At 53.3% G+C, this 25,333-nt stretch carries 34 protein-coding genes; 14 read left to right on the top strand and 20 right to left on the bottom strand.

The genetic code is table 11. The annotated features are described in order from the left end of the window. Position 1: 1 nt before the first annotated feature. The 5 genes from DKB71_RS38040 to DKB71_RS38020 form a co-directional block, all read right to left on the bottom strand. Complete coding sequence (locus tag DKB71_RS38040; protein WP_408601804.1) at positions 2-1,195, bottom strand: hypothetical protein; 1,194 nt, start codon at positions 1,193-1,195, stop codon at positions 2-4. 108 nt (positions 1,196-1,303) lie between these two features. Beyond that, positions 1,304-1,747, bottom strand: coding sequence for a hypothetical protein (locus DKB71_RS38035; protein WP_408601803.1), 444 nt, complete (start codon positions 1,745-1,747; stop codon positions 1,304-1,306). A 74-nt stretch (positions 1,748-1,821) separates the two neighbouring features. Continuing rightward, positions 1,822-2,367, bottom strand: coding sequence for a winged helix-turn-helix transcriptional regulator (locus DKB71_RS38030; protein WP_408601802.1), 546 nt, complete (start codon positions 2,365-2,367; stop codon positions 1,822-1,824). A gap of 88 nt (positions 2,368-2,455) precedes the next feature. Then, complete coding sequence (locus DKB71_RS38025; protein WP_408601801.1) at positions 2,456-3,100, bottom strand: hypothetical protein; 645 nt, start codon at positions 3,098-3,100, stop codon at positions 2,456-2,458. 67 nt (positions 3,101-3,167) lie between these two features. Then, on the bottom strand, positions 3,168-3,686 hold the full coding sequence (locus DKB71_RS38020) for a hypothetical protein (RefSeq protein WP_408601800.1): 519 nt from the start codon (positions 3,684-3,686) through the stop codon (positions 3,168-3,170). Positions 3,687-3,813: 127 nt separating this feature from the next. Between DKB71_RS38020 and DKB71_RS38015 the strand changes: the two genes are divergently transcribed. Next, entirely contained in the window at positions 3,814-5,259 is a 1,446-nt protein-coding gene (locus DKB71_RS38015; protein ID WP_408601799.1) for a hypothetical protein, read from the top strand. Between the two features lie 31 nt (positions 5,260-5,290). On the opposite strand, the gene DKB71_RS38010 is transcribed toward DKB71_RS38015, so the two are convergent. Continuing rightward, positions 5,291-5,524: a hypothetical protein gene (locus tag DKB71_RS38010; protein WP_408601798.1), complete on the bottom strand. Its 234-nt coding sequence runs from the start codon at positions 5,522-5,524 to the stop codon at positions 5,291-5,293. Positions 5,525-5,679: 155 nt separating this feature from the next. Between DKB71_RS38010 and DKB71_RS38005 the strand changes: the two genes are divergently transcribed. Next, the gene (locus DKB71_RS38005; protein WP_408601797.1) at positions 5,680-6,510 is read left to right on the top strand and encodes a hypothetical protein; all 831 of its coding nucleotides are present in this window, start codon (positions 5,680-5,682) and stop codon (positions 6,508-6,510) included. 41 nt (positions 6,511-6,551) lie between these two features. Here the strand turns inward: DKB71_RS38005 and DKB71_RS38000 are convergent, their stop codons facing one another. Next, complete coding sequence (locus DKB71_RS38000) at positions 6,552-6,968, bottom strand: hypothetical protein (RefSeq protein WP_408601796.1); 417 nt, start codon at positions 6,966-6,968, stop codon at positions 6,552-6,554. A 139-nt stretch (positions 6,969-7,107) separates the two neighbouring features. Between DKB71_RS38000 and DKB71_RS37995 the strand changes: the two genes are divergently transcribed. Then, the gene (locus DKB71_RS37995) at positions 7,108-7,548 is read left to right on the top strand and encodes a hypothetical protein (RefSeq protein ID WP_408601795.1); all 441 of its coding nucleotides are present in this window, start codon (positions 7,108-7,110) and stop codon (positions 7,546-7,548) included. After that, complete coding sequence (locus DKB71_RS37990) at positions 7,545-7,937, top strand: hypothetical protein (RefSeq protein ID WP_408601794.1); 393 nt, start codon at positions 7,545-7,547, stop codon at positions 7,935-7,937. Before DKB71_RS37995 ends, DKB71_RS37990 begins: the two co-directional genes overlap by 4 nt. Here DKB71_RS37990 and DKB71_RS37985 read toward each other — a convergent pair. From DKB71_RS37985 to DKB71_RS37960, 6 genes are all read right to left on the bottom strand, one after another. Further along, a complete protein-coding gene (locus tag DKB71_RS37985) occupies positions 7,924-8,268 on the bottom strand; it encodes a hypothetical protein (RefSeq protein ID WP_408601793.1) in 345 nt (114 codons plus the stop codon). The genes DKB71_RS37990 and DKB71_RS37985 overlap by 14 nt on opposite strands. 2 nt (positions 8,269-8,270) lie before the next feature. Continuing rightward, positions 8,271-8,780 (bottom strand): hypothetical protein, encoded by a 510-nt coding sequence (locus DKB71_RS37980; protein WP_408601792.1) that lies wholly within the window; start codon positions 8,778-8,780, stop codon positions 8,271-8,273. A gap of 69 nt (positions 8,781-8,849) precedes the next feature. Next, on the bottom strand, positions 8,850-9,332 hold the full coding sequence (locus DKB71_RS37975) for a hypothetical protein (protein ID WP_408601791.1): 483 nt from the start codon (positions 9,330-9,332) through the stop codon (positions 8,850-8,852). Continuing rightward, positions 9,329-9,943 (bottom strand): hypothetical protein, encoded by a 615-nt coding sequence (locus DKB71_RS37970; RefSeq protein ID WP_408601790.1) that lies wholly within the window; start codon positions 9,941-9,943, stop codon positions 9,329-9,331. The genes DKB71_RS37975 and DKB71_RS37970 overlap by 4 nt, the downstream gene beginning before the upstream one ends. A 507-nt stretch (positions 9,944-10,450) precedes the next feature. Then, a complete protein-coding gene (locus tag DKB71_RS37965; protein WP_408601789.1) occupies positions 10,451-12,025 on the bottom strand; it encodes a hypothetical protein in 1,575 nt (524 codons plus the stop codon). A gap of 57 nt (positions 12,026-12,082) precedes the next feature. Next, the gene (locus tag DKB71_RS37960; RefSeq protein ID WP_408601788.1) at positions 12,083-12,511 is read right to left on the bottom strand and encodes a hypothetical protein; all 429 of its coding nucleotides are present in this window, start codon (positions 12,509-12,511) and stop codon (positions 12,083-12,085) included. 206 nt (positions 12,512-12,717) lie between these two features. Here DKB71_RS37960 and DKB71_RS37955 point away from each other — a divergent pair, with 206 nt between their 5' ends. The 3 genes from DKB71_RS37955 (at position 12,718) to DKB71_RS37945 (ending at position 14,589) form a co-directional block, all read left to right on the top strand. Then, positions 12,718-13,050 carry a hypothetical protein gene (locus DKB71_RS37955; RefSeq protein WP_408601787.1) on the top strand — a complete coding sequence of 111 codons (333 nt, stop codon included), beginning with the start codon at positions 12,718-12,720 and terminating at the stop codon, positions 13,048-13,050. Between the two features lie 158 nt (positions 13,051-13,208). After that, positions 13,209-14,255, top strand: a complete 1,047-nt coding sequence (locus DKB71_RS37950; protein WP_408601786.1) for an RNA ligase family protein — start codon at positions 13,209-13,211, stop codon at positions 14,253-14,255. Between the two features lie 61 nt (positions 14,256-14,316). Further along, entirely contained in the window at positions 14,317-14,589 is a 273-nt protein-coding gene (locus tag DKB71_RS37945; RefSeq protein WP_408601785.1) for a hypothetical protein, read from the top strand. A 59-nt stretch (positions 14,590-14,648) separates the two neighbouring features. On the opposite strand, the gene DKB71_RS37940 is transcribed toward DKB71_RS37945, so the two are convergent. Together DKB71_RS37940 and DKB71_RS37935 are read right to left on the bottom strand one after the other, a co-directional pair. After that, positions 14,649-16,214 (bottom strand): hypothetical protein, encoded by a 1,566-nt coding sequence (locus tag DKB71_RS37940; protein WP_408601784.1) that lies wholly within the window; start codon positions 16,212-16,214, stop codon positions 14,649-14,651. A 105-nt stretch (positions 16,215-16,319) separates the two neighbouring features. After that, entirely contained in the window at positions 16,320-16,943 is a 624-nt protein-coding gene (locus tag DKB71_RS37935; RefSeq protein ID WP_408601783.1) for a C40 family peptidase, read from the bottom strand. 458 nt (positions 16,944-17,401) lie between these two features. Here DKB71_RS37935 and DKB71_RS37930 point away from each other — a divergent pair, with 458 nt between their 5' ends. Further along, on the top strand, positions 17,402-18,013 hold the full coding sequence (locus tag DKB71_RS37930; RefSeq protein ID WP_408602314.1) for a hypothetical protein: 612 nt from the start codon (positions 17,402-17,404) through the stop codon (positions 18,011-18,013). A gap of 25 nt (positions 18,014-18,038) precedes the next feature. Here the strand turns inward: DKB71_RS37930 and DKB71_RS37925 are convergent, their stop codons facing one another. Next, a complete protein-coding gene (locus DKB71_RS37925) occupies positions 18,039-18,311 on the bottom strand; it encodes a hypothetical protein (protein WP_408601782.1) in 273 nt (90 codons plus the stop codon). Positions 18,312-18,503: 192 nt separating this feature from the next. Between DKB71_RS37925 and DKB71_RS37920 the strand changes: the two genes are divergently transcribed. After that, the gene (locus DKB71_RS37920) at positions 18,504-18,998 is read left to right on the top strand and encodes a hypothetical protein (RefSeq protein WP_408601781.1); all 495 of its coding nucleotides are present in this window, start codon (positions 18,504-18,506) and stop codon (positions 18,996-18,998) included. A 41-nt stretch (positions 18,999-19,039) separates the two neighbouring features. On the opposite strand, the gene DKB71_RS37915 is transcribed toward DKB71_RS37920, so the two are convergent. Further along, positions 19,040-19,822, bottom strand: a complete 783-nt coding sequence (locus tag DKB71_RS37915; RefSeq protein ID WP_408601780.1) for a prepilin peptidase — start codon at positions 19,820-19,822, stop codon at positions 19,040-19,042. A gap of 115 nt (positions 19,823-19,937) precedes the next feature. On the opposite strand from DKB71_RS37915, the gene DKB71_RS37910 reads away from it, so the two are divergent. After that, complete coding sequence (locus DKB71_RS37910; protein ID WP_408601779.1) at positions 19,938-20,480, top strand: hypothetical protein; 543 nt, start codon at positions 19,938-19,940, stop codon at positions 20,478-20,480. Between the two features lie 53 nt (positions 20,481-20,533). On the opposite strand, the gene DKB71_RS37905 is transcribed toward DKB71_RS37910, so the two are convergent. The 3 genes from DKB71_RS37905 to DKB71_RS37895 all read right to left on the bottom strand — a co-directional run bounded on the left by DKB71_RS37905 (position 20,534) and on the right by DKB71_RS37895 (position 23,049). After that, positions 20,534-21,526: a hypothetical protein gene (locus DKB71_RS37905; RefSeq protein WP_408601778.1), complete on the bottom strand. Its 993-nt coding sequence runs from the start codon at positions 21,524-21,526 to the stop codon at positions 20,534-20,536. A gap of 29 nt (positions 21,527-21,555) precedes the next feature. Next, a complete protein-coding gene (locus tag DKB71_RS37900; protein WP_408601777.1) occupies positions 21,556-22,422 on the bottom strand; it encodes a hypothetical protein in 867 nt (288 codons plus the stop codon). A gap of 201 nt (positions 22,423-22,623) precedes the next feature. After that, positions 22,624-23,049 (bottom strand): hypothetical protein, encoded by a 426-nt coding sequence (locus tag DKB71_RS37895; protein WP_408601776.1) that lies wholly within the window; start codon positions 23,047-23,049, stop codon positions 22,624-22,626. A gap of 237 nt (positions 23,050-23,286) precedes the next feature. Between DKB71_RS37895 and DKB71_RS37890 the strand changes: the two genes are divergently transcribed. The 4 genes from DKB71_RS37890 (at position 23,287) to DKB71_RS37875 (ending at position 25,298) form a co-directional block, all read left to right on the top strand. Further along, the gene (locus DKB71_RS37890) at positions 23,287-23,853 is read left to right on the top strand and encodes a hypothetical protein (protein ID WP_408601775.1); all 567 of its coding nucleotides are present in this window, start codon (positions 23,287-23,289) and stop codon (positions 23,851-23,853) included. A 209-nt stretch (positions 23,854-24,062) separates the two neighbouring features. After that, the gene (locus DKB71_RS37885; RefSeq protein WP_408601774.1) at positions 24,063-24,605 is read left to right on the top strand and encodes a hypothetical protein; all 543 of its coding nucleotides are present in this window, start codon (positions 24,063-24,065) and stop codon (positions 24,603-24,605) included. A gap of 190 nt (positions 24,606-24,795) precedes the next feature. After that, positions 24,796-25,029 (top strand): hypothetical protein, encoded by a 234-nt coding sequence (locus DKB71_RS37880; protein WP_408601773.1) that lies wholly within the window; start codon positions 24,796-24,798, stop codon positions 25,027-25,029. Further along, positions 25,026-25,298 carry a hypothetical protein gene (locus DKB71_RS37875; RefSeq protein ID WP_408601772.1) on the top strand — a complete coding sequence of 91 codons (273 nt, stop codon included), beginning with the start codon at positions 25,026-25,028 and terminating at the stop codon, positions 25,296-25,298. The genes DKB71_RS37880 and DKB71_RS37875 overlap by 4 nt, the downstream gene beginning before the upstream one ends. Positions 25,299-25,333: the final 35 nt, after the last annotated feature.

The raw sequence follows: 25,333 nt of genomic DNA, 5'->3' as shown, positions 1-25,333 counted from the left end.
CTTAAACACCTAGTTCTGTAATGAACCGCTTCCCTCTCAGGTTCAAATGAGAGTCGAAATAGCGGTGCGGGATACGGCTATCGCACAGGATCTCAAGCGGCTTGAAGGTCGCATTTTGAGGGCCCGTAGCCAATACATTTGTATTGTTAGCTTGCCTGACGAGCGCATCGAAAATCACCTGGCATTTTTGGTGCTCGCCTGGAGTACTAGCCTTCAAGTCCTCGAGCAACGCGACATAGCTTTTGAACTCGTTCGGGTCATCCTTCATGGCCTTAGTATCGATGGCCACACCCTCAGTTTTGATGGCGTAGGCGTGAAGCTTGAGGAGGACGTTGGTCTTCGGATTGGCTTGCTGCTCGGCGTGCCAGTCAGCATTTCTGACGATCCCCATGCTTTCGAGATGCTTGTAGGCGTGCAGGCCTTTCGGCTGTTCTATCTGCATTTCAGCGATGACTTTCAGTACATTGTTGCCGGTGATTCGGTAGAGTTGAGCCAAAGCCGCAGGCTCTATCTTGAGATCCTCCTTCAGTCGCCACTTATCATCCTTGTTCCTTTCCGACGTGGTGCAATCGATCAGTGCCTGCAACGTTGGAGTGATGACATCAAGGTGCGCCGCGATGAACTCAATGGCCTCATCTTTGGACTCTTTCAGGAACGGATCAGCAGCGATTTTAAGGACTTCCCCAAGCCTCTTAAAGTCGGTGTCATCTCTGAGTGCGATCTCAGGATCGAACGCTGCAACAAATGCGGGTAGAACCAGATCCTGACTCAACTCAAAGGAATCCAGCACAACCACAGCACCTTCTTCTGGCCGATGTTCATTGACCAACATCTCACGGAAAAGCTGTAGTTTCAGCTCATTCGATAGACTCTTTGCCTGAGCCAGCACAACACTCGATATCGGAAAGTGTGCGGACATCGTTGAGATAAGAGCATCCGCGTACTCGACACTCATTGGGACTTCCGCCATCGCTTCAAAAAGCCCGGTCAGTCGACCTATCGTCCGCAGGCCGTCCACATGCCCGAAAATCGCCACATCCGCCATTCGCTGCCTAAGGTCTGCGAAATCCAGCTGGAGCTGAGCTGAGAAAGACTCAGCATCTGCCTTGTCGCGGCACCTTACCGTTTTACTCAGCGCACTTATCGAAGACGACAATCGTTTGGTGGATTCCCGCGCAGGGCTTTGACTCGACATTAGTCACCTACTTACTTGAAAAATTTCCCTGGAGAAGATCGTCGTACAGGCCATAAAGCTCAGCCGGGCTTAGCCCGGCTGTTCTGGATGCTTTAAGAGCAGCCTGGCTCACATAGATGGGCCCGAATCTTCCTGACGCATGTACTGGCGCGGGCGTGCGGCTCTGCGCTCGTGGGCCATCGCCGTCAGAACCGACTTGGCCGAGGTGCCGGCCATCATCATGTCGATGTCTTGGGTGGTCATTTTCGGGGTGTGTTTGTCGACAAGCTCATCGACGTCACCGTAGTCGTGAAAACGCAGGTAGGTGAAACCATGCTGATCAACGCCGAGTTCTTTGTTGTAGCGCTGCTTAGGGCACTTTTTGAAGATGCCGGACTCAGTAGCTTCAACCACGCCCTCTGCGTCGTAGTCTTTGACTTCGATTTCCTGGCCGCGCTTCAACTGAACGTATTCGCTCTCACCGAACGTAACCGGGTGACCAGCAGCGAACGCCTTCGTGACCACGGTCTTGAGGATTTCGATGGATTTCTCGCGGGCGGCGTCGTAGGCCATGGTGAAGCTCCTTATCTTTTTCTTCTATCATGCTCAGTGCGTCAATGCGCTGGCAAGATCATGGTAGTCGGTATTTAGGATCGTGGGGAAATAGCGTGGTAGACGAATTCCATACCACCAGTGGCTGCCACCCTCTCCGTCCTTACCAGGTATCCCTGAGTTTGTAGGCGATTCATCTGAGTACTGGCATTCTGAACGGAGATATTGAGCGCATCAGCGATTTTGCTCGTGGTGACAGAACCATGCTTGAACACTAATTTCAGGATCTCGCCGCCAGAACGAGTGGTTTGATCACCTAGCACTTCGCTCTTCTTGCCGTTCCAGGCCATCAAGGGCTGGCCCTTGTTGTCTGCGGCATAGCTCCAGTTGTCCAGCTGATCACGGTCGTCGATATCGACCAGCATGATGCCCTTGTGTCCACGGTGAACGGACGCCAGCTGTAGCAGGGTTTCTCGGGCGAAAGTAGCGTCCGTTACCTGAACATTTTTTGCCGAAAACTGGAAGAAACGCTCGGCTGGATTGTCCTCAATCAGCTTGTACAGCCGCTGGTAGGTTTCCTGCCCCAGTCGGGTTCCGATCAGGTTGGTGGTTTTAGCGACTTCCGCCAGTGAAACGAGCATTTTGACCCTGCAATTCTGGTTAAAGAGCGCCAGTTTACCCAGAAATGCAGGCCTGTCAATTCATGTCATATGTTTATTGTGTACTGCCCTATTCGCCCAAAATCTTGTCCAGTGCCTGGCGCTGGCGTGTTCTCAGCGCCTCCAAGGTCTCAGGATTTGCGTTACCCATGGCCAATGCAACCAGAGCATCGTTCGCCAGGTCTGAAAGCTCCCGGACGAGCGCTGGAGGTTCAGCTGCCTCAGGTTTGACAGGAGGATGCTCGTGTTCTTCCTTCAATGCCACCTCCTCCAATGGCACGCGGCCTTCGGTGAAGATGTGAGTCATGTAGCGCGGGATAGCTGCGAAGACCTCTGGCGACATGTCCCCGAAATCCATGCAATGAATGCGATGAAGGTCTTGGGACGCCTGGCTGACTGACGGACTTGAGCGCAGGTCAAAATCAGAGACGGCTTTGTGTACCACGCAAATATCGAAATAGCTTCCCTGGAACATCTTCTCGACCGACTTGACGAGCTTGGCCATCACGTTGTCGTGCCAGATGCTCTGCTCGCGCTGCTCCGGGTAGACAATATGCTGGGCAATGCTCTTGGCTTGTCTGATGGTCAGGTAGCGATGGCCATCGATCTCCTGGAACAGGAAGTCCTCGGTCTTAACCTGCTCGGGGATCGCGTAGTGCACATCCCTGCCCAGCCACATTTCCAGTTTGTTTTTTGCGTATTCAAGGGCTTTCAAGGTTTGTCTCCAGCATTTCGTGGTGTGTAGCATGAGTGGCAGGCCCTGCGGGAAGGTACGACTCCCCCTACAAACAAGCACGCCTTGCCCTGTAGTCATCGTCGGTGACCACCGGGCATTCGAGAAACTGCCGCTCAGGGATCTCCAGGTATTCGTTGTCAAACAGACAGAAGCACAGAATTGTCCAGAACTCCCCGTCTTTACGGACGCCGTAGGCCACATAGATATCGCCACCCAAGACCTTGACCAGCCGCAAAAGAGGCTTGTCTGGGTATGCGAGATAGTCCGGGCTGAACCTGGCCTGCATGAACACCGTGATCGTTTCGTGGGGGAATCCAGGTCGTAGGCCTCCCGACTCTGTTATCGCCGCCCGAATAGCCTCCTCATGATTCAAGGCGCATGAAGCGATGGCCAGCTCATCGAAAACTTCTTCTTGAACGGCGTACGGAGGGCCCTCAGTCCACAAGCGAGAGCCTGGCCGCAGAGGAATGGCGGTAATGGTTCGTTGGCCAATGTCTGTGCAGCGGTACGGAAAGCCGCCTGAGGACAGGAATTCCAAATTCGGTTTGAAATCCGAGTGTTTCATTGGGATCTCCAGGCTGGGCTAATCCGTCAATTCTCCATCATTGTTAGATGAGAAGCCAGCCGGCGCTTGGCTTGGCGTTATCGGCCCACGGTATACTGAAACATGCGTTTCATTCAGAGCCTAAGCCATGACCCAGTTCGACGAGCCACACATTCTCCTCAAATCCATTGAAGCCTGGTACGACCAGAATGGCTCTGCGACTCCAATTCCTGGCGATGACTGCGGAAATGAAGCGCTATCGAAAGCCTTTGCGGAAACCTTCAACAACTTTTCAAACCACACTGTCGATTATGGTGGCGGCGACATTCTAGAGGTAAGCGGGAATGTTCTACCGCTGCTGGCCGGTATCAAACTCGGGTTCTCTCTGGAGACGCTCAAGGAAATCATCCTGCACCATGACATCGATGTCGACCACATCGAGAGGATCGATTACCCCGACGACATGGCCAACGATGACCCTGTCCTCAAGCATAGGAATGGTACTGGCTGCTCGAAAACTGATTTCATCACCACCGTATTCCAGGCGATGAACCTGATCAACTCACGACAGCTTCAAATGAACCATGCCAGTGACGCGAAATCCCTAGTCCAGTTGGGTTTCCTGCATACGAATAACGAGGAATGCTGGCCGGCCCACCACATAAAAGTTAGGGCTGCAGCGGTTCAACAAACAGACACAAAGGGGGCAAAAAACCTATCTGCCCCTAACCAGGATTTTGCTTACATAATCACGAACCTGACTGATGAAAGCTCGCTGCCGAACAGTAGCCCGATGGACTTCCTCAACAGAGTCGGCATGCTTTTACCCGAGACAGCCAAGCGCTCAACAGCCCACTACGCGCTTTGGGAGGAAATGGCTGAGCTATCTTTGAAAGGTAATCAGTGCTGTACCAAAGTCCTGGTGTATTGTGCAAACCACCCGAATCCAGATATTCAAAAGCAGGTGAAGCAAGCCCTATTGTCCCTTGGCGGCTACCAACACATGGAAGATGCTGGTGAGATGCACAATCACTTCAGATCAATCTTCGGCAACGACACGTACCGCGATGTACTGGGGAAGGTAATTCCGAGGATAAATCTGGTGCCCTTCGACCCTGACGACTTCCTGGCGTACTTCCCCGAAGATCCTGACTATTGCGACTTCCTCAATCACAAGGAGACGCTACTGTCGGTTGTTGCCAAAGAAGTGCTTGAGCAGCCTGCAGAAGACCTAGGTTACAACCAGCTGAATGCGTTCGCCAAGCTCAAGTATCTGGAGCTCCCGGCCCAGCGGATCGAAGGGTTCATCCCGGAAACCCTAATCAATCACATGGTCGATGGCATCAGGGCCTATGCCGCCAAGCTGCCACTTGTGAACTGTCACAAATCGAGAATGGACGCCGAGGTCAAATCCAGCCTGGCCGACCTGATCACTTTGGTTCAACTCCACCACAAGATCGACTACGCGGCCTTTGATCACAGAACCTCAAGTGAAAAGGCCTTGTTGGTTGAGGCCGGCTTTTCGATCCATGACATGACTGGGCTCACGTACCAGGACAAAGGCTACATTTTCACGCGAGAACTCGGCGTTTAACCGCCAGCGCCCCTGAAAACCAGGGGCGTTTTCACTTTCTGTACTGGATCTTGCCGTCTGCGTCCAACATGAAGTCGCCGACATTCTTTCTAGCCATGTCCATTTCCCAGTTCTTGTTCGTTGTGGCCACCAAACAACCCTGGTACCGCATGTAGGCGGCAGCAAGCAGCAGATCCTCGTCGCATTTGACCAGGGCCGACTTGCAGTTCGCGACCCCTTCCCCGCTCCATTCGCGCAACGCCTTGAGCTTCTGTCCAAAATCCATCAGTCGCTCCTGAGCGTGTTGTTGACGGCTGACAATACAACCAATTTATTGAGATTAGCAAACCAACCGCTGACTCGCGCCGGCAGAATCGTTGGCAGGTGCTTCATGTCGACTGCTTCTGCTATGTTGGTTTCAGACGACTTTCGAGATTTCCCATGAAGATTCAGTACGCCGTTGTGAAGCCTGAACTTTGCGCCGAGCCCGGCATCACGGTCATTGCAGGCATAATCATTTCCCGATTACCTTATGAGGAATTCGCCTCCAACACTCTCATCATCGACCCTGATCCATCAGAAGGCATCGTCCGGATGATTTACACGGGCGAAACCCATGAATCAAGGGTCGATGGTACCTTGGAAGGCCATATTCATGGCGGTTTCCAGTCGCTCCAGTTTCATGAAATGATCACCAAAAAAGTCTTCAACATGCCGAAACTGAACATCCCTTCGGCTGACGTTACAGTGGTAGAAACAGATCTACCTGGCACCCCGGCAGGCCATCACGCCTACGTCATGTTTGGGCTGATCCATGGTACAGACAATGACTTGAGCGTCATTTCGGAGAAGGTTTACCAGGCTGAGATTACCGCCACTGGCTCGGGAGTGTTCAACCCAATGGCGGTCGGCACCACTAAAGACACCGGCATTGAAGCCAAGCACGTGATGGGAAACCACCTACTGAACATCCTGACCCAGCCTATCTGGGGGTTCTCGGATGAGAAAGTAGGCATGAGCTCACTGACCACGAAAATTGAGTTCGAGAACATCCGCAAGAACCGCGAGCACATGCTCGAGCACGGAAAGAACAGGCCTGGCGTTCGAAGCTACCTCGACCCATCCACCGTTGATTTCTTACGCGCTATGAATGCCAATGGGACAACAAGCCCAAGCCACTGGCAGACCCAGAACGAGCGAACTGAGCGAGCCCAGATTGCTAAAATGGCCTGGAAAGCTTCCCTTGTGCAGGACAACGGGCCCACCCCTTAAGACTCTCAGTCCAGAAAGCCGCCGCCAAGGCGGCTTTTGGGTTATTCAGCGCCAGCCATGGACTTGATGATGTCGATCAGCGCTTTGACCTCGTACGGGCCGAACCCCTGGCGCTGGTGCCTTGGCAGTTCGAGCTCATTGAGCACCGCCCTCTCCAGGTCGCTTAGCTTGTAGATTTTCTCATTGCCAGGATCGGCGATCTGCACGGATATGAAACGAGACTTGGCCCAGGCCGGGATGGTCTCGCTGACTACGATCCCAGCGGACTCAGCGCCAATCGGCAGTATCCCGGTCTCCAGCTCGGCGAGCTCATCGTCTTTGAGTTCGTAGGTTTTGCCATCAAAAACGACCTCGCCCAGGATCAGCATTCTCTTCTCGGTAGAGAACACGTAACGGGTTGGCGCCGGCTCTTTGAAGTTTTCGAAATGAAACAGCAATTCACCAGACAAAAAATTCATGTTGCACACCTATCTTATTGTTCTTATTCACAAATATTACCACAGCGCACCACTGATCCAAGTAATCGGGGGCAATCCGTCAATTGACAGTCTTTGTTTGATGGATATACTGGCCTTTTAATAACAGGAGCCCAGCCGCATGCCTGGTACCGAGCAGAACCCGCACGTTGGCGGAACCGATGGCCCGTTTGGGTTGAAGGAGCAGCTGGCGGCGGCAATCCACCAGCTTAAGGCTACCCAGCAGCTACTGAGCGAGTCGATGGACTTGGGCCAGCAGTCATTGGATCTGGCGCAGCTTCAAAAGGAACAGCTTGAGGATGCACTGAAGGAAGTGGCCCATTGGAAGTCCAATCATGCCTGCGAGGTAAGTCGAGCGAAGTTGCTCAAGCAACGGCCTGACATGCCGCTGGAGCGCATTGCAGCCTACGACCAGGTTGGCGCACTCCATGGTCGCCTGGACACGATCAGGGACGCTATGGCGCAGGCTGAGCAGAAGGAAACCATCATGGTCGGTGCCGGTGTCTGGCAGCGGATGAGAAATGCCGCCGACCTCAATTCAGAGCACGAGGGACAGTTATGAGCAGCTCAGACGTAGTCAAACCACACTACTTTCTGACCCACCCGGTCTTTGGCACAAAAGAAGTGTCAAAGGAGCAGTACATCACAGAGGAGCGTCGTCTGGGCTTCTACCCTAAGAGTCGTCGGCCAGATGATTGCGCAACGAGTTCGTTCGGCTCTGGGGGTTTCGGCGGGTTCGTGCGCTACCTCGCCCCCTCTGAGGTTAGCCAGGGAGATGGTTATGTTCTCGACGGCTACCGCTACGCACTACCAAAAAACGGGGATGAGTCGGTTAAAACGACCCATCCCCGCTTCGCCTGGATCTGCGCCGCAGAGTACGACGAGCACCAGCACAGCATGACCGACGCAGAAAAGCAGTCGCTCGTAGCCGTCTACGTCAAGTTGCGGTAACAGCACCTGCCGGCTTATCGCCTCGAAGGCTCAGTACTTCGAGGCCAATTCTGGATCGGTCTTCAACCGATAGATCCTTGACGTCCAGGGTGTGCATCGAACCGTAAGCCGCTGCTACCAGACGCTGACGGTCGAAGTTTGCACCCATCAAGGTTTCCATCGCATCGATACAGCGGAAAGCGAACTCCTCGCTGACCGGGCGGTGATCGTTCTCCACGATGGAGATGTAGGGCGACGAGATCTGCAGCTTGGCTGCCAGATCCTTCAGTTTGATGCGGCCACGAAGCCTTTGAAGCTTGAGCTCTTGCCCAAAAGATGTGAGCTTTTCCATGTTCAGTTCCAGGGGTTGGCTTTGGATTGACGAAAAATTACGTCCTCGAACTCTAGAGTTTCCTTCTCTTTTTCAAGCGCTTGGACGATGTCTCTAACTTCATTTCTCACCCAGCTAGGGTGAAGGTACCGCTTTTTTGTAAACCGTTCGTACAGGGGTTGCAGCTCTGGGATCTCGTTCTTATGAACGAAAACCGGCACGCATTCGTTCTTCGTAAGGCGGTTCAGGCCTTCAAAGATGAGATAACCAGCAAGGAACCCGACGACCATGCCAAGGGAGGCTGCGATTGGCATGAAATGCGGGTTCACGTCGTGAGGGAACGTCCCCTCAATCGAGATCCCCAGCATGAGTATCGTAAGCCCACGGAAAATATTCTCCGCCCGGAAAAGCTTCAGGTGTGGATCCATCGAAGCGCCAACCGCCTTCAGATGTTCGATTTTCCGGCCAGCTTCTGCGATACGTATGTTTCGAGCCTGGTGAGCTTCGAGGTCTTGGAGTTCTTTATCAAACATTTGGTGCCTGGCTCATTTTGTTCTCAATTATCAACCCATATGGGCGCCCAAGCTTAGGCGCCACGGGCTTTACACAGCTTTGGACGGTATTTCTTTGACGTCGTTGGCTAGTTCCATGATTTCTGCTTTGCGTTGCGCCATTCTCAGCTTGTAGAGAGCCTCTCGCAGCGGCGCTTTCACTTCCTCGTATGAAAGAGTGCCACATTGGGCATAACGCTCCAGCAGCGCGTCCCGGCCAGGTAGGTGGTTAAACCGGCTGAAAACCTGAGCGCACTCTTCCTTCGTCATGGTCGGTGGGACTGGGTAAAAGCACATGCCGACTGAGCAACAGATCGCAGCGAGCATGATTCCAAAAACACTGTAGCGACTAACAAACGCAATCCCGATAAAAGCACAGATCGCAGTTACTGCTGCTGCAAGCATCAAGAAAGCGAAGATCTTCTCATCTTTCGCCGGGCGCCTGACGTTACACATTGCCAACAGGGATTCCAGGTCGTTGATCAAATCCGCCTGGTCTTTTGCAGCCTGGGAGTCACTTACGGCTTCGCTCATTGGGTGTCCTCTAGAATTGTCCTCAGCACGGAATTAAACCGGCTGGAGTGCTCGATGCCGTTAGGCCAAGCTGGAGATTCGACCTCCATTGCACCGCAGAGCTTTGCCCAGTTTTTCGCGATCCGGGCCCAGGTTGGCGAAAGATACTTAACCCCTGCAAATCCACCTCTGAACTCTGGCACGCGATCCAGCAGCAGCCGGCAGCGCCTGAAATCATGAGCGTCGTGAGGGTGCGCAGTCGAGGCCATGGATTTTGCGTGGGTCAAGAAAGCGAATACGGCATCGCTGCTGCGGCCTCGCTCACCATCCACCAGCCACTCGAGGGCGGATTGGGGAACGACTCCCCCTTCACTTTCGATTTGCCGCTTTATGCCGACCGCACGCTGTATCACACGTTCGATGATGCCTTCGGATAATGCCAAGCGATCCAGGTTCTCCCTGGTACCCAGCACCATGGTGGCGCCGAGCTTGGGGCCCAGATTGAGGTCTGTAAGCCAGACTTCGTCATCTGGCCCTGTCATCAGGGGGATCAGATCCGATATGGGAACGGGGCCGGTAATGATTCTGCAGCCCATCAGGTCTTCAACGGAGTATGTCTTCTCAGCGTCCACTGCTCGGCCACTCAACGGTAATTCCCCTGGAGTATAGGACGCTGGCCTGGTGTCAAGCAACAATATATGCCAATTGTTTGATTCGTCGAGTTCGGCTTTTCACACGCCCACAAAAAAGGGCGAGATCGACTCGCCCTTCTAAGGTGTCTGACTGGTCAGACCTGGCGGAAGCCTCATTCGGTTGGAAGAGCACTTCAGCGCCAGCTTCATGGATTCTTCTCGCCGCATTTCGGGCAGCATGGGATCTGCTTGTACTGGCCGAAAACGCCGGGGATGTTGCTTCGGTGCGAGACCGAGGTTCGTGCCATGAGCACTGGTTTTACGACTTCGGAGCAAAAGCGGCACTGAACCAGGTCGGTCGTTGGTGCCATTGGTGTAGCCAGGGTTGGTACGTTAGCTAGGGCCATCATTGGGCGCTACCTCCATGTGTTTAATTGAGCAATCGCCAATCCTATGCCGAAACCGCAGGACTGTCAATATTTGACATCAATTGTCACACAAGCCTGACTACATCCCGAGATCTCTAAGGAACTGCTGGCCTTGCGTATTCGGCGCCATACGCTGACGGAGGCTTTTGTCGAACGGCATGGCATCCACGAATGACAGCTGCACGAACGGGTGCTCCAGTCGGTCATACCACTTATGCGCCAAGACCTGGTCAGGGTCGGCGGTCAGGGCTTCCCCTACCCACCCGGCAACACGCTCCAGGTGCCTTTTGAGCATGCGCTTAGCCAGGTTGAGCTCCTGGCAATTTGCGAGGTGTTTTGCATCGTCAGCCCAACTTTTGCCCCAGAACTCGTCCAATTTCTCAAGAACAGGGATGATCAGACCAAATTCCTTTAGAGCTGCAGGATCAGGTAGCAAACCATCACCGATCACTCCACCCATTCCCATGTCCGTAGAGACATTGTCCCAGCTCGCTTTGTACGAGGCGAAAAGCTCCTTTCCGTATTCTTTAACGAAGGCTTCGGGCCCGAGCACACGGATAGCAAAGCGAAGCCTATGGTTCCCATTGAGCTGGGACATCAGCTTCTTGTCTGATTGCGGCTGTGCGGAGTATGCCCTGACGAATTTCTTGCGGGCCTGGGTATCGAGCTCAGGAATCGCCGGGGTTTCTTCCACAACGTGGTGCAGCCAGCGCACCGCCTGGTGCAACCGCCCGGCCTCAGCCAGAGCCACCATACGACTTACGCTATAGGCAATGAGTGCGTCTCGACCTGTTTCATTCGAGTACCCAAACATCTGAGTGAGCCCCAAATCAAACTCTTCGCTCAGACTATTCAGACCGAAGACCTCGCTTGCTCGAGCAAACAAACCTTGGATATCAGGTTCTGCCTTATGGCATTCGCAGAAGATCAGCTGCGAGAACACCTCATCAGCTCTTTCGGTCAATACGCTTCCAGCATCAGATCCCGCCAGCGCCTTGAGTTGCTCATCAGTACCGTATTTCATCAGGATAAAAGCGACACTGCCGAAGTGCGCGGAGTGATCCATGAACGACCCATCGGCATGGATTTTCGGCTGGTTGGCCAAGAACTCAGTGAGCGGGACTTCCACTTCGGGGTCTTTGAAGACCTCGAATAGCCCCTTCGGAATGCCGATCTTCTCGATCATCGGCCCCGTGATCCGGCCTTTGCCCATCACTCGCAACAAGGAGGACGCAATCATTGCCGGCGTTGTACCAAGCTGCCACTGCTCCAATGGCATATCAGCGGGAAATTTGTAGGGTGGAAAATCCGATGGGTAAGCATCAAAGACGCTCTGCCGGTAACCCAGGATCGGTACTGTCTCCACATCCTTGCGTTTGAGCTGAGTCGAGAGCATTGGAGAGCCGCCCTCAAGAATCCAATCCTTGAATTCATTGTCCTCACCAATGTCGTAAACCAGCGACCTCACCAATGGGCTCCGCCCAGGGTTGTCGAGAACACCCGAGCGCTGGAAGAGGGTTTTATGGCTGGTTCGGTGCAGGTACATGTAGCTTTCTGGGCTGCCGTGTGGCGCCACGAGTTCGTCGAAGAGATCTGAATCGATCTTCTTGATCGCTGCAAAGGTTCGCTTGGTGAAGTTGAAGGTGGCGCTCATTGGGCTCTCCGGGCTATAGGACAGTTTAACCCTGGAGAGCCGAGCTTAGGAAAGCGGTCAGGCGCGATTGGCCTTGCGGGGAGCCAGAAGCATCGTAGGGCCACGACCACGGCGATTGCGCGAGTCGGCCCGGTGATCGGTGCGCAACGAACAGTTCAGCGCATGGCGGATGTTATACACCGCGCTACCAACCACGCCGCAGCATGGGCACGCAGGCCAGGTTGTCAGGTGCACACCATCTGCCGGCTGGGCCAGGTGAAAACGGGAGATCCTGCTGGCCTTGGAGTTCGTTCCCAGCCTTGTTTTACCGGGCGTGTAGTGACTATCCCGTATGAGCTTTACATGGCCTTCCTTGATCAGTCGCTTAAGATCATCGTCTAGACCCAGGCCACCGGAGCAGTTGACCTTGATGCCACGGATCGAATGGCGCAGGCGCAGCATGAGCAGCTCTCGGCGCAGCTGGCCCTGGGATTTCTTGTTGCTCATGAGACACCTCCATGTACTGCCGGTTAAGACCTTTGAGGTCAGCTACACAAGCTGCCTCCGATGGGTGTCATTATATAGCAATTATTCTAAATGGCCATCATTTTTAGCGGCAAAATGCCAATGTTTCGCATAGATGCCCACCACCAGCTGGCAAACCGTAGCGCTCCCCACTTAAGCTATGGATACATCCAAAAATGGAGATTTCAATGCAATTCATTCACGGTCAATGGGAGCACAAGTTCCCATCCTCCCCCACTCGCGACACCACTTGCCGCATCTTGGTCGATGCTGACAAAGAGACCCTGGTCGCCGGCGAAATCTGCACTCGCCTTGAAGGCTCCGAACCAGCCGGCTGGCGCCCGATGCGTGCAAGCGAACGAGCTGATCTGCTCGACAGTCTCAAGCACGGCAACGAAGAGATGTTCGATAATCCGAAGGACTTCGGCCTGGATGTTTCTGACGATGCGCCTGACTGGGCCAAGCTGGCTATGCAGCCAACGATGAAAGCTCACGAAGTCGACGGTGGTTACGCGCCTTAAGGCCTGCCCTCGCAGCGCCCGTAAAGCCCCGCAATAGCGGGGCTTTTTGTTGTCTGATCCAGCCTCATCAAAGTCAAATTGACATCACGTCAATATATGCTAATAATTCGCGCACCAAGAGAGTAAAAGCCATTATTCCTGCCTCTAAAGGATTGCCCATGCGCAAGCTAGTTACCGTTCGACGAGTGTCTTCGCTTAAACCCATTCCTGATGCCGATCTGATCGAGTGCGCAACCGTCGAAGGATGGAAATGCGTAGCCCTGAAGGGCGATTTCGCTGTTGGGGATCAGTGTCTGTACTTTGAGATTGACTCATTTCTGCTCGAATCCGACCCTCGTTTCGAGGTGCTGATGAAGGACAACAGGCGGGAATGGAATGGCCTCTTTGGGGTCAAAATCACGACCCGCGAGTTCCGTAAGCAAATCTCCCAAGGTTTGGCCCTGCCACTTAAGGACTTCCCTGAGGTACAGCAGCTGATTGAAGGCTTGGACGACAAGTCGATCCGCGCTATGGACTTCACGGACGTCGTTGGGGTCGTGAAATGGGAAGCCATTGTCCCTGGTGAGATCATGGAAACGGTTCGTGGCGGCATGCCCACCTACCTTCCGGCCACCGGTGGCGAGCGTATTCAGAATATCCCCGCGCTGATTGAGGAGTGCCCGGATGAACTCTTCGAGGAGTCCATCAAGCTCGACGGCTTCTCCATGTCAGTCTTCAAGCATGGCCAGGACTGCGGTGTTTGCGACCGCAGCTGGTGGTTTAAAGACGACACCGTGAACGAGTACATGGTGACTGCCGCCCGCCAGGGGCTGGTCGAGGCTTTGAAAAAGCACCCTATGAGCTTGGGTCTGCAGGGTGAGCTGATTGGCCCTGGTGTCCGCAAGAACAAGGAAAAGCTGGCTGAGAAAGAGTTCCGCCTGTTCCGCATCTGGGATATCGAGAACAGCCGTCGCTGCACTCCAGAAGAGCGAGATCGCATCGTGCTCGAACTGCGCGAGCTTGGGGCAAATCTGCTAACCACCAAGTTTACGGGCATTTTCAAGCTGTCCGAGCTGGGGACAATGGATGACATGTTGGCAAGAGCCGATGGCACCTCCCTGAACCCTGATACCAAGCGCGAAGGCCTGTTCTACCACAGCGTCAACGGTCGCGGCTCGTTCAAGGTCATCAGCAACCGTTATCTGCTGAAGAACCGAGAGGCCTGATATTCCAGGGCATAAATCAAAAGGCCGGGGAAGACCCGGCCACTAAGACATAGGTGAACAAATGCTGATTTATGGACTGATCGCGATTCTCGGTGCCTTTTGCGGCGCCATCGCTACGACCGTTCTGCGCCAGCACTTCGGCCTTGATATCGAGCTGAACGTACAGGTTCTGTGTGTATTCGCCAGTTCAGCCGTAGGCTTGGCTATCTGGAACGCGTATCAGGTGCTGTGGGTTCGGTGGAAGCTGCCCAACAACTACGCCACCGATGTGATCGCTGTGGCTGTGGTCGTACTGCTGCCTTTCCTCCCAGTTGCAAAACAGGCACTGGCATAAGAATCGGCTTGTGAGCCCAGGTCACAGCCTGGGCTCTATCAACCGTCAATTCATCTGACTCATACACCCAGCTCATCGGTAAACCTGATCGCTCGATCCTGATAACTCAAGGCCTGAATCATCTCTGATTCCATCGGTAAGGTTAACAACAAAGCCTTTCGTGCTGCAGGTTGATCAAGAATGGATAGCCATTTCAGTCCAGCCTCTACTGAAGGCTCGATAACCAAAGCCTTAGCAACCCAGCGCCCCAGCTGGACAAGCTGGCTGATCTCAGTTCCGCTGGGTTTTTCACACGTTTGCTTACCCCAGATCTCGGGGTAAAGGTGGTGCAGAACGTCAAGAATCGGGTGTAGCAGGTCGTGTTCCTGAAGTACCTTGTGGTCGAACTCCAAGAGCATAGAGTCAATGAGGCTGTAACCTGCCCCATATTCATTTACCCTGGCCCGGACAGTGTCAATGCAGGCATTACGGTATTCGTCCAACACCGCCTGCTTACCAATTGATTTGAGAAGCCAACCCAAGGTGGTGCCCTTCCCCTCTGCCCCCATTACCTTGAAAATCTGTTTTTGACTGCGGTAGGACTTTTGAATTTCAAGGACAAACGCTTCTTTCTGATCATGCGGGATCTCTGGAAAGGCGCTTGCATGCGGGAGTACATCCTTCAGCCATTCGACAGCCTGGTGAAGCCTTCCAGCCTCCTTTAACAACTGAAACCGAACGGTCGCTGTAGGCACTATCCGGCTCCATGCCTCGTCCCAGGCCTCGCCATGAAAGTACTGTGCCGACTGGGCAAATTGATCATCGATAAGAGGGTTGAGCTTGTCGATACCCAAGAATGACTCAGCGAAATTCAAAGCGTGTTCGAAGCTCTCGAGCCCTTCAGAGAATGCATCGGAAATCAGGGATTGGGCTGGCGCTCTAGGGAATTCAAGAACTGCCTCATATCGCGGTGACCGCTGAATGGCCTCTACCAGATCGTGATGCCCCAACCTACTGAAAGTGTATGCCGTTGAGACCATCTTTGAATCAGCACCGTAGCCCTTTGCATCCCCTTTGAAGGCGCTTAGGAAGTCGCAAACCCTTGATCTTATTGAAGGCTCGTTGAAGCATTCAAAAAGAACTGCCGGCACCGTCGTCCCGATGCTGGAGAATCGCAACGTACCCACCATGAAACCTCGCACCAGCGAGGAAGCAATCATCTCCTGGTCAGCCCCCAGCAACCACTGTTCGAGCCTGAGAGGCGCCTCTAATCCCCGGAGAACACCACCAAGAGCGACAGAATGTGAGATCGATTGCCGATAACCCAAGAGGGGAATCACTTCTTCAGCATTCCTGGTCACATGCTTTGTCGCCATCAACGGCGAACCACCTGCAACGATCCACTCCTTAACGTCATCGTGATACCTCATACCACCCAAGAGATTTTTGACATGAACGGTGGAGCCGGCGTCCATCAGAATAGATTGAGCGAATAACTTCTCGAGCGACACTTTCTCGAAAATGTTCTCTACCGCATGAGGCGGATACGCTCTATCGACCACCTGGTGGTAGGTCTCCCTGTCCTGGTTAAATATCGAGCGCAGAACATTGCTGTGGAAGAGCTGAGTATGCGAAAACTTGGACATGATGATGGGGTCTCGCCGATAGCCTTCCTGACAGCGTCTCACACGCCGCCAGTGCGCTTAAACAAGAAAACGGCCACTGAGGGCCGTCTGTTTGGTTGCGAACGCTTAGATCGCGTCTACGTCGCCTTTCTGCTTGGTCGCCATCGAGAGGGTCTGGGGCGTGATCACCCGCTTAGCCGACACGAAGTGCTTGTTCCAGTAAATGTTGTCCAGGCGAGACATGCTGACGTTCTTTCCAGCCCGTGGCGCATGAATGAAGCGATTGTCGCCGACGTAGATGGCCACATGGCTCACACGTTTGCCGCCTTCGGTAGCGAAAAACAGCAAATCGCCGGACTTGAGCTTGTCGCGGTCAACAAGCGGGACGTTCATCGCGGACATCGCCCGGCTGGTGCGAGGCAGGTTGACGTCGATGGCTTCAGAGAACACATGTTGGATCAGGCCGCTGCAGTCGAAACCCTTTTTCGGGTCTTCGCCACCCCAGATGTATTTGACACCCACGAGTCCCATCGCTTGGATGAGCACTTCGTTGGCAGCAACTGTCGTCTTTGGAAGAGCTGGCTTTTCAACCGGAGTTGGCGCCGGTTTGGCTTTCACGGCTGGCTTGGAGTGGTACAGGCCGAAGAAGCTGGAGTTATCGGTGTCTTGATCACTCTGTGGAGCCATACCAGAGCAACCGGCGAGAAGGCTGACCAGGGCGCACAGCCCAAATCTCGTCAAAGTGTGCATAAAAAGACCCTAAAAATTCGCGGCGTGTTCCTTTCCCGAGGGAATTCACGGCTACGTGGCAATAAAGGTCGAAAGATAACAGCATACTTAGACAACATCACGAAAAAATTCGTCACTCCGGCTAAATAATTTAGGTAAATTGCCAAAACCAAACCCCCGGCTGGCAAGGGGTTGGCTCCAGTCACCCCGTAAATTCAACCATTTCCGGAGGCCTATCGCGCTACCCAGGGCGCCCTACTCGCCCCCTAAGTTTTTTTGCATCAGTGCCGGTTAGATATTTGCAGACAAATGCCAAATGGTGCTCTCGCAAATCGGATGTTAAAGTCTTGGCCATTAGCGCTCTCTAAGCGCACACCCAATAAAAATAATAAGAAATGATGGGTATTTAGGTGTTATTTCCTCGTCCAAAATTTGACTCGAACAGCTCTATCTCAACACTTTCAAACCGACCGGCCATTATCAAAAAGGCCGGTCTTGGCCTCGCAGCGGCGTTGACTTTGATGCTCACCGGCTGCGCATCCGCCCCGCCGAGCAACCCAGAGAACCTCTGCGACATATTCAGGGAAAAGAAAGGCTGGCATGAGGATGCCCTGGCGATGGAAAAGCGCTGGAAGGTACCTGTCCATGTTCCGATGGCCATGATGTACCAGGAGTCGATGTTTCGGCATGACGCCCGCCCGCCGAAGAAGTACGTGCTGGGGTTCATTCCCTGGGGCAGGGTCAGTTCAGCCTATGGGTACAGCCAGGCACTTGACGGCACCTGGGCCGAATACAAGAAGTCGACCGGCCATACGTTCGCTGAGCGCGATGACTACGGTGACGCGATGGACTTCATGGGCTGGTACATCCGCCGCACGAACAAGATCAACAAGGTATCGGTGACCGACGCCAAAGCTGGCTACCTCAATTATCACGAGGGATGGGGTGGCTATCGCAAGAAAACGTACCTGCGCAAAAGCTGGCTCGTGGGCGTGGCCAACAAGGTCGGCAAGCGGTCGAACACTTATCGGGCCCAGTACCAGTCCTGCAAAGGCAGTCTCTCCAACAGTTTCTGGCGTCGGATCTTCTAGAGGTGGCCAGGAAGGTGCAGACCGGTCAAATGTCGTCGTAGTAGTACAGGGTGCCCACTTCGGGCGCCCAGCCGTCGACCACCACATACTTGCCAATCCCCGTCTCGGGATCGTAGCTCTGCATGCAGAAATCAACGATCTCCTCAGACAGGTAAGCATCAACCTCAGCCTCTGTCGGCATGGGGCTCCCGGTAACCAGGAACTCGCCCCGGTCGCTACCGCAGCCACCGTAGAATGTGCTCGGCAGTTCTGGGTTTGATGCTTCTGTCTTGTGCGTGATTTCGATCTTGTAACTCATCGGTTAGCCTTTTTTCTTATTGTTGGCCTAGCCCCGCTCTTTGGCGAGATACCCAGAAGTTACACCTTAGGAATTTATTTGCAAGTTTCTGGGCATGCACAAGGCAGCCAAATAATTTCCGAGAAACTCACAAACGATTGGTAGAAATTGACTACCATACGGCCTCAAAAAATCAGTCTGAGGGAAATTTGCATGGCCGAACAGAAGAAAGTCACTTTGTTCGATTGGTTGATTCTGGGTGTCTTGTTCTGCTTGCTCCTCGCAGCGAGCGTATCGTTCCGGCACAGATTCCTAACTCATGAACTGATGACTTGGAGGCATGACCGAATTCAGGCTATCGCCGCCGATTCTGCACTGAACAAGACCGTCATCGATACCTACGACTCCTGCTGGAAGGACAGCCTGTTTCCCCAAAAAGATGGATGCATCACCGATGCCGTGATTGCAGGCCGGGATGCCGGCGCATCAGATACCGAACTCACCGAAATCTTTAAGCGTTTCCCCATCGTGGGAGAGCCTGACTACTGTCATGACAACAGCTATGGGTGCACTCCTATGTGGATTGGCGCCCAGGATCCCCGTGAAAACACGAAATTGTTTAACAACCTGATCGCTCTGATGTACCCAGAGCAAGCCTCTGGAGGCTCAATAGCAACAAAAACGGAGGCCGAAGCCCCCGTTCAATGATCTTGCGACTGGTCAGCTCTTTTCCGGGAAGAGCTGACTGGCTAGAAGAGTGCTGCGAGTATCTGTTCTGGACTTACAAAGAGCACCACCAGGCCACCCAGTGCAAGGTAAGGCCCGAACGGAAACTGAGCTCTTAGCCCCTCCCCCTTTTTGTACAGCGTGTAGATCCCACCGGCAACGCCGACGACACAGGCGATGACGAGAACCATCGGAATGCTCTGCCAGCCCAGCCAGGCACCGATTAGCGCCAGCAGCTTGAAATCCCCGTGCCCCATTCCAGCCCGGCCCCGAACGAGCATGTAGAGGCTCGCAGGCACCCAGAGGATCAGGTAGCCCAGGACGACGCCCCACACTGAGTTGGCCAGCATGACCTCATCGGAGAGCACTGCGGTGATCAAGCCCAACCACAAGAGCGGGAACACGATGCAGTCAGGCAGCAGGAAGGTTTCGAAGTCGATCACACTCAGGGTCAGAAGGCCTAGGGCAAACACACACAGCGCCAGGGTGTGCACTGTTGCGCCAAAGTGGAGCGGTATGAACCAGCAAATGAGCAAACCGGCCAGGGCAATGAAAATGGTTCTGGTCGAGAACCCCTGTGACTCAGCCTTCACGTAACTCACCACCTCACTCCAGAGGTGCTTGAGCGGCGATTGGAGTGGTTCCTCGCCTTGCTGCAGGATCTCCTTCGCCTCGTGCTGCCAGATGAGCTCCATGCGCTTTGGGAGCCAGTTCGTGTAGAGCGCGATGAGCAAGCCGCACAGTAAGCCTGTAAGACCAACGCACAGGTAAAAGAGCGCTGGATGCTGGATCAGTACCTCAGGCATGGGAAACCACCTATTCCGGTTGAAAGAGAGCCGGCGAGGATGCCAGACCTTCAGAACAATTGAAATATATTGCCCGCATCCCCTACCCTGTACACAGCCAGAGGAGTACGAACCCATGCCACCAAAGCCACAAAAAATCACCCGCCAGTACCTCGAAGACAAGTACGGAACTGAAGAAGCCTGCGGCATTCATCAGCAGAATTACTCTACCGGTGAAAGGGTTGAGTACGAGGATATCACTGACGACATGAGCACCATCACGATGCTGCCAAACGACGCGAGTTTGGCCATTTGCACGTACGGAGCTCAGTACGTAATCAAAGACCTCGGCGAGGGTGACCTCTACGGATTCTTCGTGAAGGATAACCCCGTCGAAGACAGCGAGATCACAGGATCGGAAGGACATGACTTCGCGGTCATTCGGGGGCGATACATCGTCGACCTGTGGATCAAGCACTTCGTGCAAACCGAAGACAAGGCGATCTTCGACCTCCAGGATCCGGAAGACGCTGCAAAGATCACTGAGCTGTATGGTGATCCGAGGAAGTGGACACTGAGCCTGGATAGCAACTCGTTTGAGCCTGGCGATCCAGCGTACCCGCACAGCAAACGAATGGTCTCCTATGCTCAGCGCCAGGAACTTGCACTGGCGATGTAACCCATAGCGCTACCGATAAAATTAGAGCCCATTCGATGGGCTCTTTTTGTGGCTTAGACGCCAAGGTCAGCTTGGAAATGCCCGGCCTTGAAGTAGTACTGCTCGTTTTCCTTCAGACCTTCGCAGAGCTTATCCACGAAGAGAGGGTCGCTCGTTAGAACCTTCATCTTCTTGAAATCGATTCCGTAAATGTCTTCAGGGTGCTTGTTTGCCACCAAAAACCAATCTTCCATCATGTTTTGCTCACACATGCGGGAGTCGGCACGGTTAAGAGAGATCGGAAGTGTCATGTAAATTTTGTTGTTCTTGCAGACAACCAGTTCACTTACCGAGGCCATAGCGCCGAAGTTTTCTTCAAGAAGGTAGTTCGCGGCATGAATCAAGGCTGGTTTGAGTGAGCTGCCTATTCTGGCTGGATTGCCGCTAATTGCGATCATCGGCAAGCACTCCACATAAGGCGAGGGACTGCCTGGGTGCGTTGCATCAGCATCGGTTATGAACTCGATGTTTGCCGTGATGCTGTAAAAGTCCTTTTTGGCTTCCGGGGTCTTCGTGAAACCAACGAAGGGGTTCTCCATCACTCGGTAAGCGATACTGGAAAAACTCTCCCCACAAACCACTTTGATCAGCTGGTCAAACGTCGCATGCCCTGGCTCGGTGTACCCGGCAAAGGCTGCCTGCGTCGACGGTAGCTGTTCGATCAGTTTGAGAACGGTCTGCTGAACATGCGGTGCAGGCTGGTCGGCTGCTTTGTACTTGTTCCACCAGTCCTGCAGCGTTGAGAGCAGCTCGCCAACGGAGATCTCCGAATAGTCCAGGCCATCAACGCCAGAGATTGTGGTCAGGAAGTCGGTGACCACTCGCAGATCGCACTCCGGACTATCGTCTTGGTTGAAGGCAGACACCGACTCTCTGATGGTGGCGTTCAGGAGCTCCTGGGGGTGCTCGACCGAAGGCAGAATTTTCTCGCAGATGTGCAGCATCACCAGATAGTTCAACGACACCATGGCTGGAGTGTTTACTTTCGGCTTGTTTTCAACACTCATAACGCTTTTCCAAATTCCGAGATCATAAATTAGACGCCGAGCTCTACAGTAAACATCGTCCCTCTGACCTTATAGTGCGCCTCGCTTGGGAGCGCGTTCAACACGCTTTTGAGCAAGCCCTGCCCTGTCCTTTCCCACAACAGACCAGTGTAGTCCATCTCCAGGCCAGGCTTTCCTTCACTGTGTGGCTGCAAAGGGAAGGTGATGATTTTGCTCGGGCCTTTGTATATGACGATGTAGTCCGGGTGCTGATTGGGTTCGACTTTATCGAGCTGAAAATTGGTCGCAAAATCCATCACGTTTTTCATCAGCCGCTCAAATGAGGATGCGATGAAAGTACAGTTCATTCTGAGCTCATCTTCATAGCTCATCATTTCGAACGATGGATTCATTTGGGATGTGATCATTTTGAACGACTGGGCGTAATAAGGCTTAAGACAGCCAAGATCAGGATCTGCAGGGTCGAACAGCACTGTCTTGTTTGAGTCAACAATCTTACTGAACGTCACTTCACCCAGTAGCGTAGTCAATCGGTCAAGCTCAGACCATCCAGCTTCTGAAGACCTCAGTTCGAATAACCTGTCGAACTCCTCGATGGTTTCAAATCCAAGTTTTGGGTTTCGACTGGTGACATTCGCCGAATACCACGTTTGCAGCCCCCTCTTGATATCGTAAAGCTCAACATCAGGGGCCGATGGATTCGGAATGCCGCACAGCTTCAGGAAATAGCCCAGTGCGGGGTCGTTGAGGTTCAGCGGCCTTCCATCGACTGGATAGGTCAACAGATAATCGTTTTTGACGAACTCACCCAAACGCTGCAGGTTGCCCCCATCATCGATGTGCTTTTGGAGCATCGCCAGGTGCGACCAGTACGTCCAGTTGTTCTTGCCGCTCATGGTAATCACCCTAGATTCAAAATTGCTGCTCAGACATCCGTCAGTATGGTTGATGAGTCCTGTCTGGCTCAACGAGAACATAGCCAACGCCATAGGCGTGGAGTTCACGATCCCTTGCACAAAACATCAGTAAAATTACGTCCGCACTGGAATGACAAAACCCCGCAAATAGCGGGGTTTGTTTAGAACTAGCTACTTCGCTTAGTAAGCGGAGTACTTGTCCTCGATGTCGCGCTGATTGCGACGATGCGTGATTTCGTCGATGTGCTTATCGTCAGCTTCGCGGTCGTTGGCGCGGAGGGCTTGAGCACGGGCTCGTTCTACACTTGTCTTAGTTGCGTAGTAGTTACGCGCTTGAGCTGCATCGTAGTTGTCGAACGGCATCCACAGTGGGCCAAGGAATGGATACAGTGGAAGTGTAGTAAAGGCAAGTACGTAGTGCCCCGTGTAGAAGTAACCTGCCATAGGCAATACGCCCAGTGCGGCAGCAACTCCAGGACGACGCTCTTGAACTTCCAGACCTTTCTGGCTGTAAGTTTCAAGTTCACGCTTTTGGCCTTCGATCAGGGAAGTAGTGCAACCCTGAAGTGCCACAGCCAGAGTCAGAAGAGCGAATACCTTTTTCATGCGTTTTCCTTAGAGCAATTAGTTCGTCCTGAATAGCTCTACTGGCTGCTCAAGTCTTGGTGCCCATGATATCCAAACGCCTACAATGAGTCAATATTGTCATGATGGCTTTTTCATATTTTTTTTGACATAAGACATGCGGGCTAGAGCGGCATACCGATTCTTTTTGGTCACTTGTCAATTCATGGCTATTAAGGCAGCCTACGCACCCTCTTCAACCTGCACCTGGAAAAGAAAATGACTCCAGCACTCATTCGCTGCGCCGGCAAAACTCCCGAACAAGCTATCGACATCATGGTGCAATCCGATGGCGGCATAACCCGCCTCGGGGAGTGCCTATCCTCTCTTTGCAGAAACATTCTCTGGGGACACCACGTGGCGCTGCACTTCCTCAAGGACAGAGATCCTGAAAAGCGCATCCGGTTTGGACGGGAAGAAAACCTTGGCTCCCTTGTCTTTGGCCTTCTGTGGCCTCACTTCGATGAACTCGAAAGCCTTGATCTAGGGGACGAAATCGTCGAAAGGCGTTATTCCCACAACCAATTCGTAATTGGCCCGGTAGACGACAAAAATCTTGAGCCTGCTTACTACGTCTATCACCTGGAGTTCCGTAGCTACCCTTGCTCGTACCTCGATTTCAAGGATCCCAAACGCGTCTGGATTAATATCACCAACGACCGTCTGGAACCGATCTTTGAAGGTTGGCCAGAGGATGTGCTTGCGATGGCTGAAGCCCAGATCGCGGAGGAGGAGAAGCAAGAGCAGGAAGAGATGGCTGCAGAGGAGGCTCGCCAGCACGCGTGATTCTCTCAGTTGAAATTCATTCTTAGCTGCTCGTCAATTCATGCAATTAACGGCAGCCTAGCATCCACCTTCTGCGGCAAACAAGGACATCCGTCTACAAAATTATGTGCCGGAAGACCACCGGAACAGAGCCATCGCCGCCTACAATGGCATTGAACTGACATCATGGCCATGCTATAAAGCAAGTCCAATCCAAAGGAATGCATTTCGTGAAAAAACTGGTAATCGCTCTATCTGTTGTAATGCTTGCCGCGTGCGGGGAAGCTAAGATCACCAAGGTTGACGGCACCAGTGTCACAACCGCAGATCAAACGCTAAAGGCGATGGGCAAAGGCCTGAGTGAGCACGATTCGATCACTTACCTGGTCAATATCCGTATGCTGCATTCGCGCTACGAAAGCGCCGAATTCGCTAAAAAGCTTGATGGCATGGATATGGACGAAGTTCGCAAAGAAATGGCGAGCACCAAGGCACACTTCATTACCTTGAACCGCGAGCGCTTCGTCCAGATCGAGCAAGTTCACATTGATAAGCTGCAACAGAAAGTCGACAAGGTCACTGCGCTCCAACGCGAAACAAAACCCGACTTCGATCCAGAAACTCACATTTATACTCGTTTGGATATCGCGAGTATTCGTGCGGCTCAGCGCCGGCAGGAAGAGTATCGCACTCAATCCGATGAAAAGTTCTTCAGCATTCACGGGTGCGGTTGTGAGACATCGACTATGCCAAAGACAGCCAAATTTATGTAGCAAGGTTAGCCACTCTCGTTTCTTCGAGAGTGGCAACTCAGGCGAGCGACCCGGATCAGACTGAACCACCCCTTCCTATCCATTTATCAGCGACAGCCAGATTAACAACCTCCCCGCCTTGTGAGATCATCAGTTCATCTTCACGCGCCACCAAGGTCAGCATCGGGGGCGCATTGATATGGTGAGCTGCATGCTAGCTTTAAAGATTCTCGGCTGTGTCTGGGTCTGTGTGTTCCTCTACTTCACTGTCGCCAGCTTTTTCCAGAATGATGAGAAATTTGGCCGGTACTGCTGGCCGACGTCTCTAATCGTCGGCCTTTTCTTCTCAACCATCCTTCCGATCATGATCGTTGTCGACGCCGTCAAGAACCCTGAAGACCCCTTCTCGCGCCTTCAATACCTGAGAAGGAGTAAAAACCGGTGATTGCTCAACCCGGCCAAGCCATTCTGTGGAACCTGACACCGTTCTGCGGCACGGTGATGGTCAAAGGTACGACGGATGCCGGCCTCATCGTGCTTTACCACATGGGGAAAGATGAGTTTTTCAGTGTCTCTCCTGACGACTTCAGTCAATGCCGCACGCTGACGTTCAGGGATGAATCACTCCGGGCAAGCAACCCAGCACAGTGGGAGATCCAGTCAGCGATCTGGGCCCGCGCTTACCAGCGCTGTGGGATTCCCGCCCCCTCCTGACGTCAGTATCATGGGCCCGAAATTGTGCAGCAGCC

The organism is Pseudomonas sp. PLMAX (assembly GCF_046042685.1).
In the GTDB taxonomy this organism is placed as follows: domain Bacteria; phylum Pseudomonadota; class Gammaproteobacteria; order Pseudomonadales; family Pseudomonadaceae; genus Aquipseudomonas; species Aquipseudomonas putida_AE.
The sequence above is the reverse complement of the archived record's forward strand: the minus strand, read 5'-3'. Positions and strand labels throughout refer to the sequence as shown.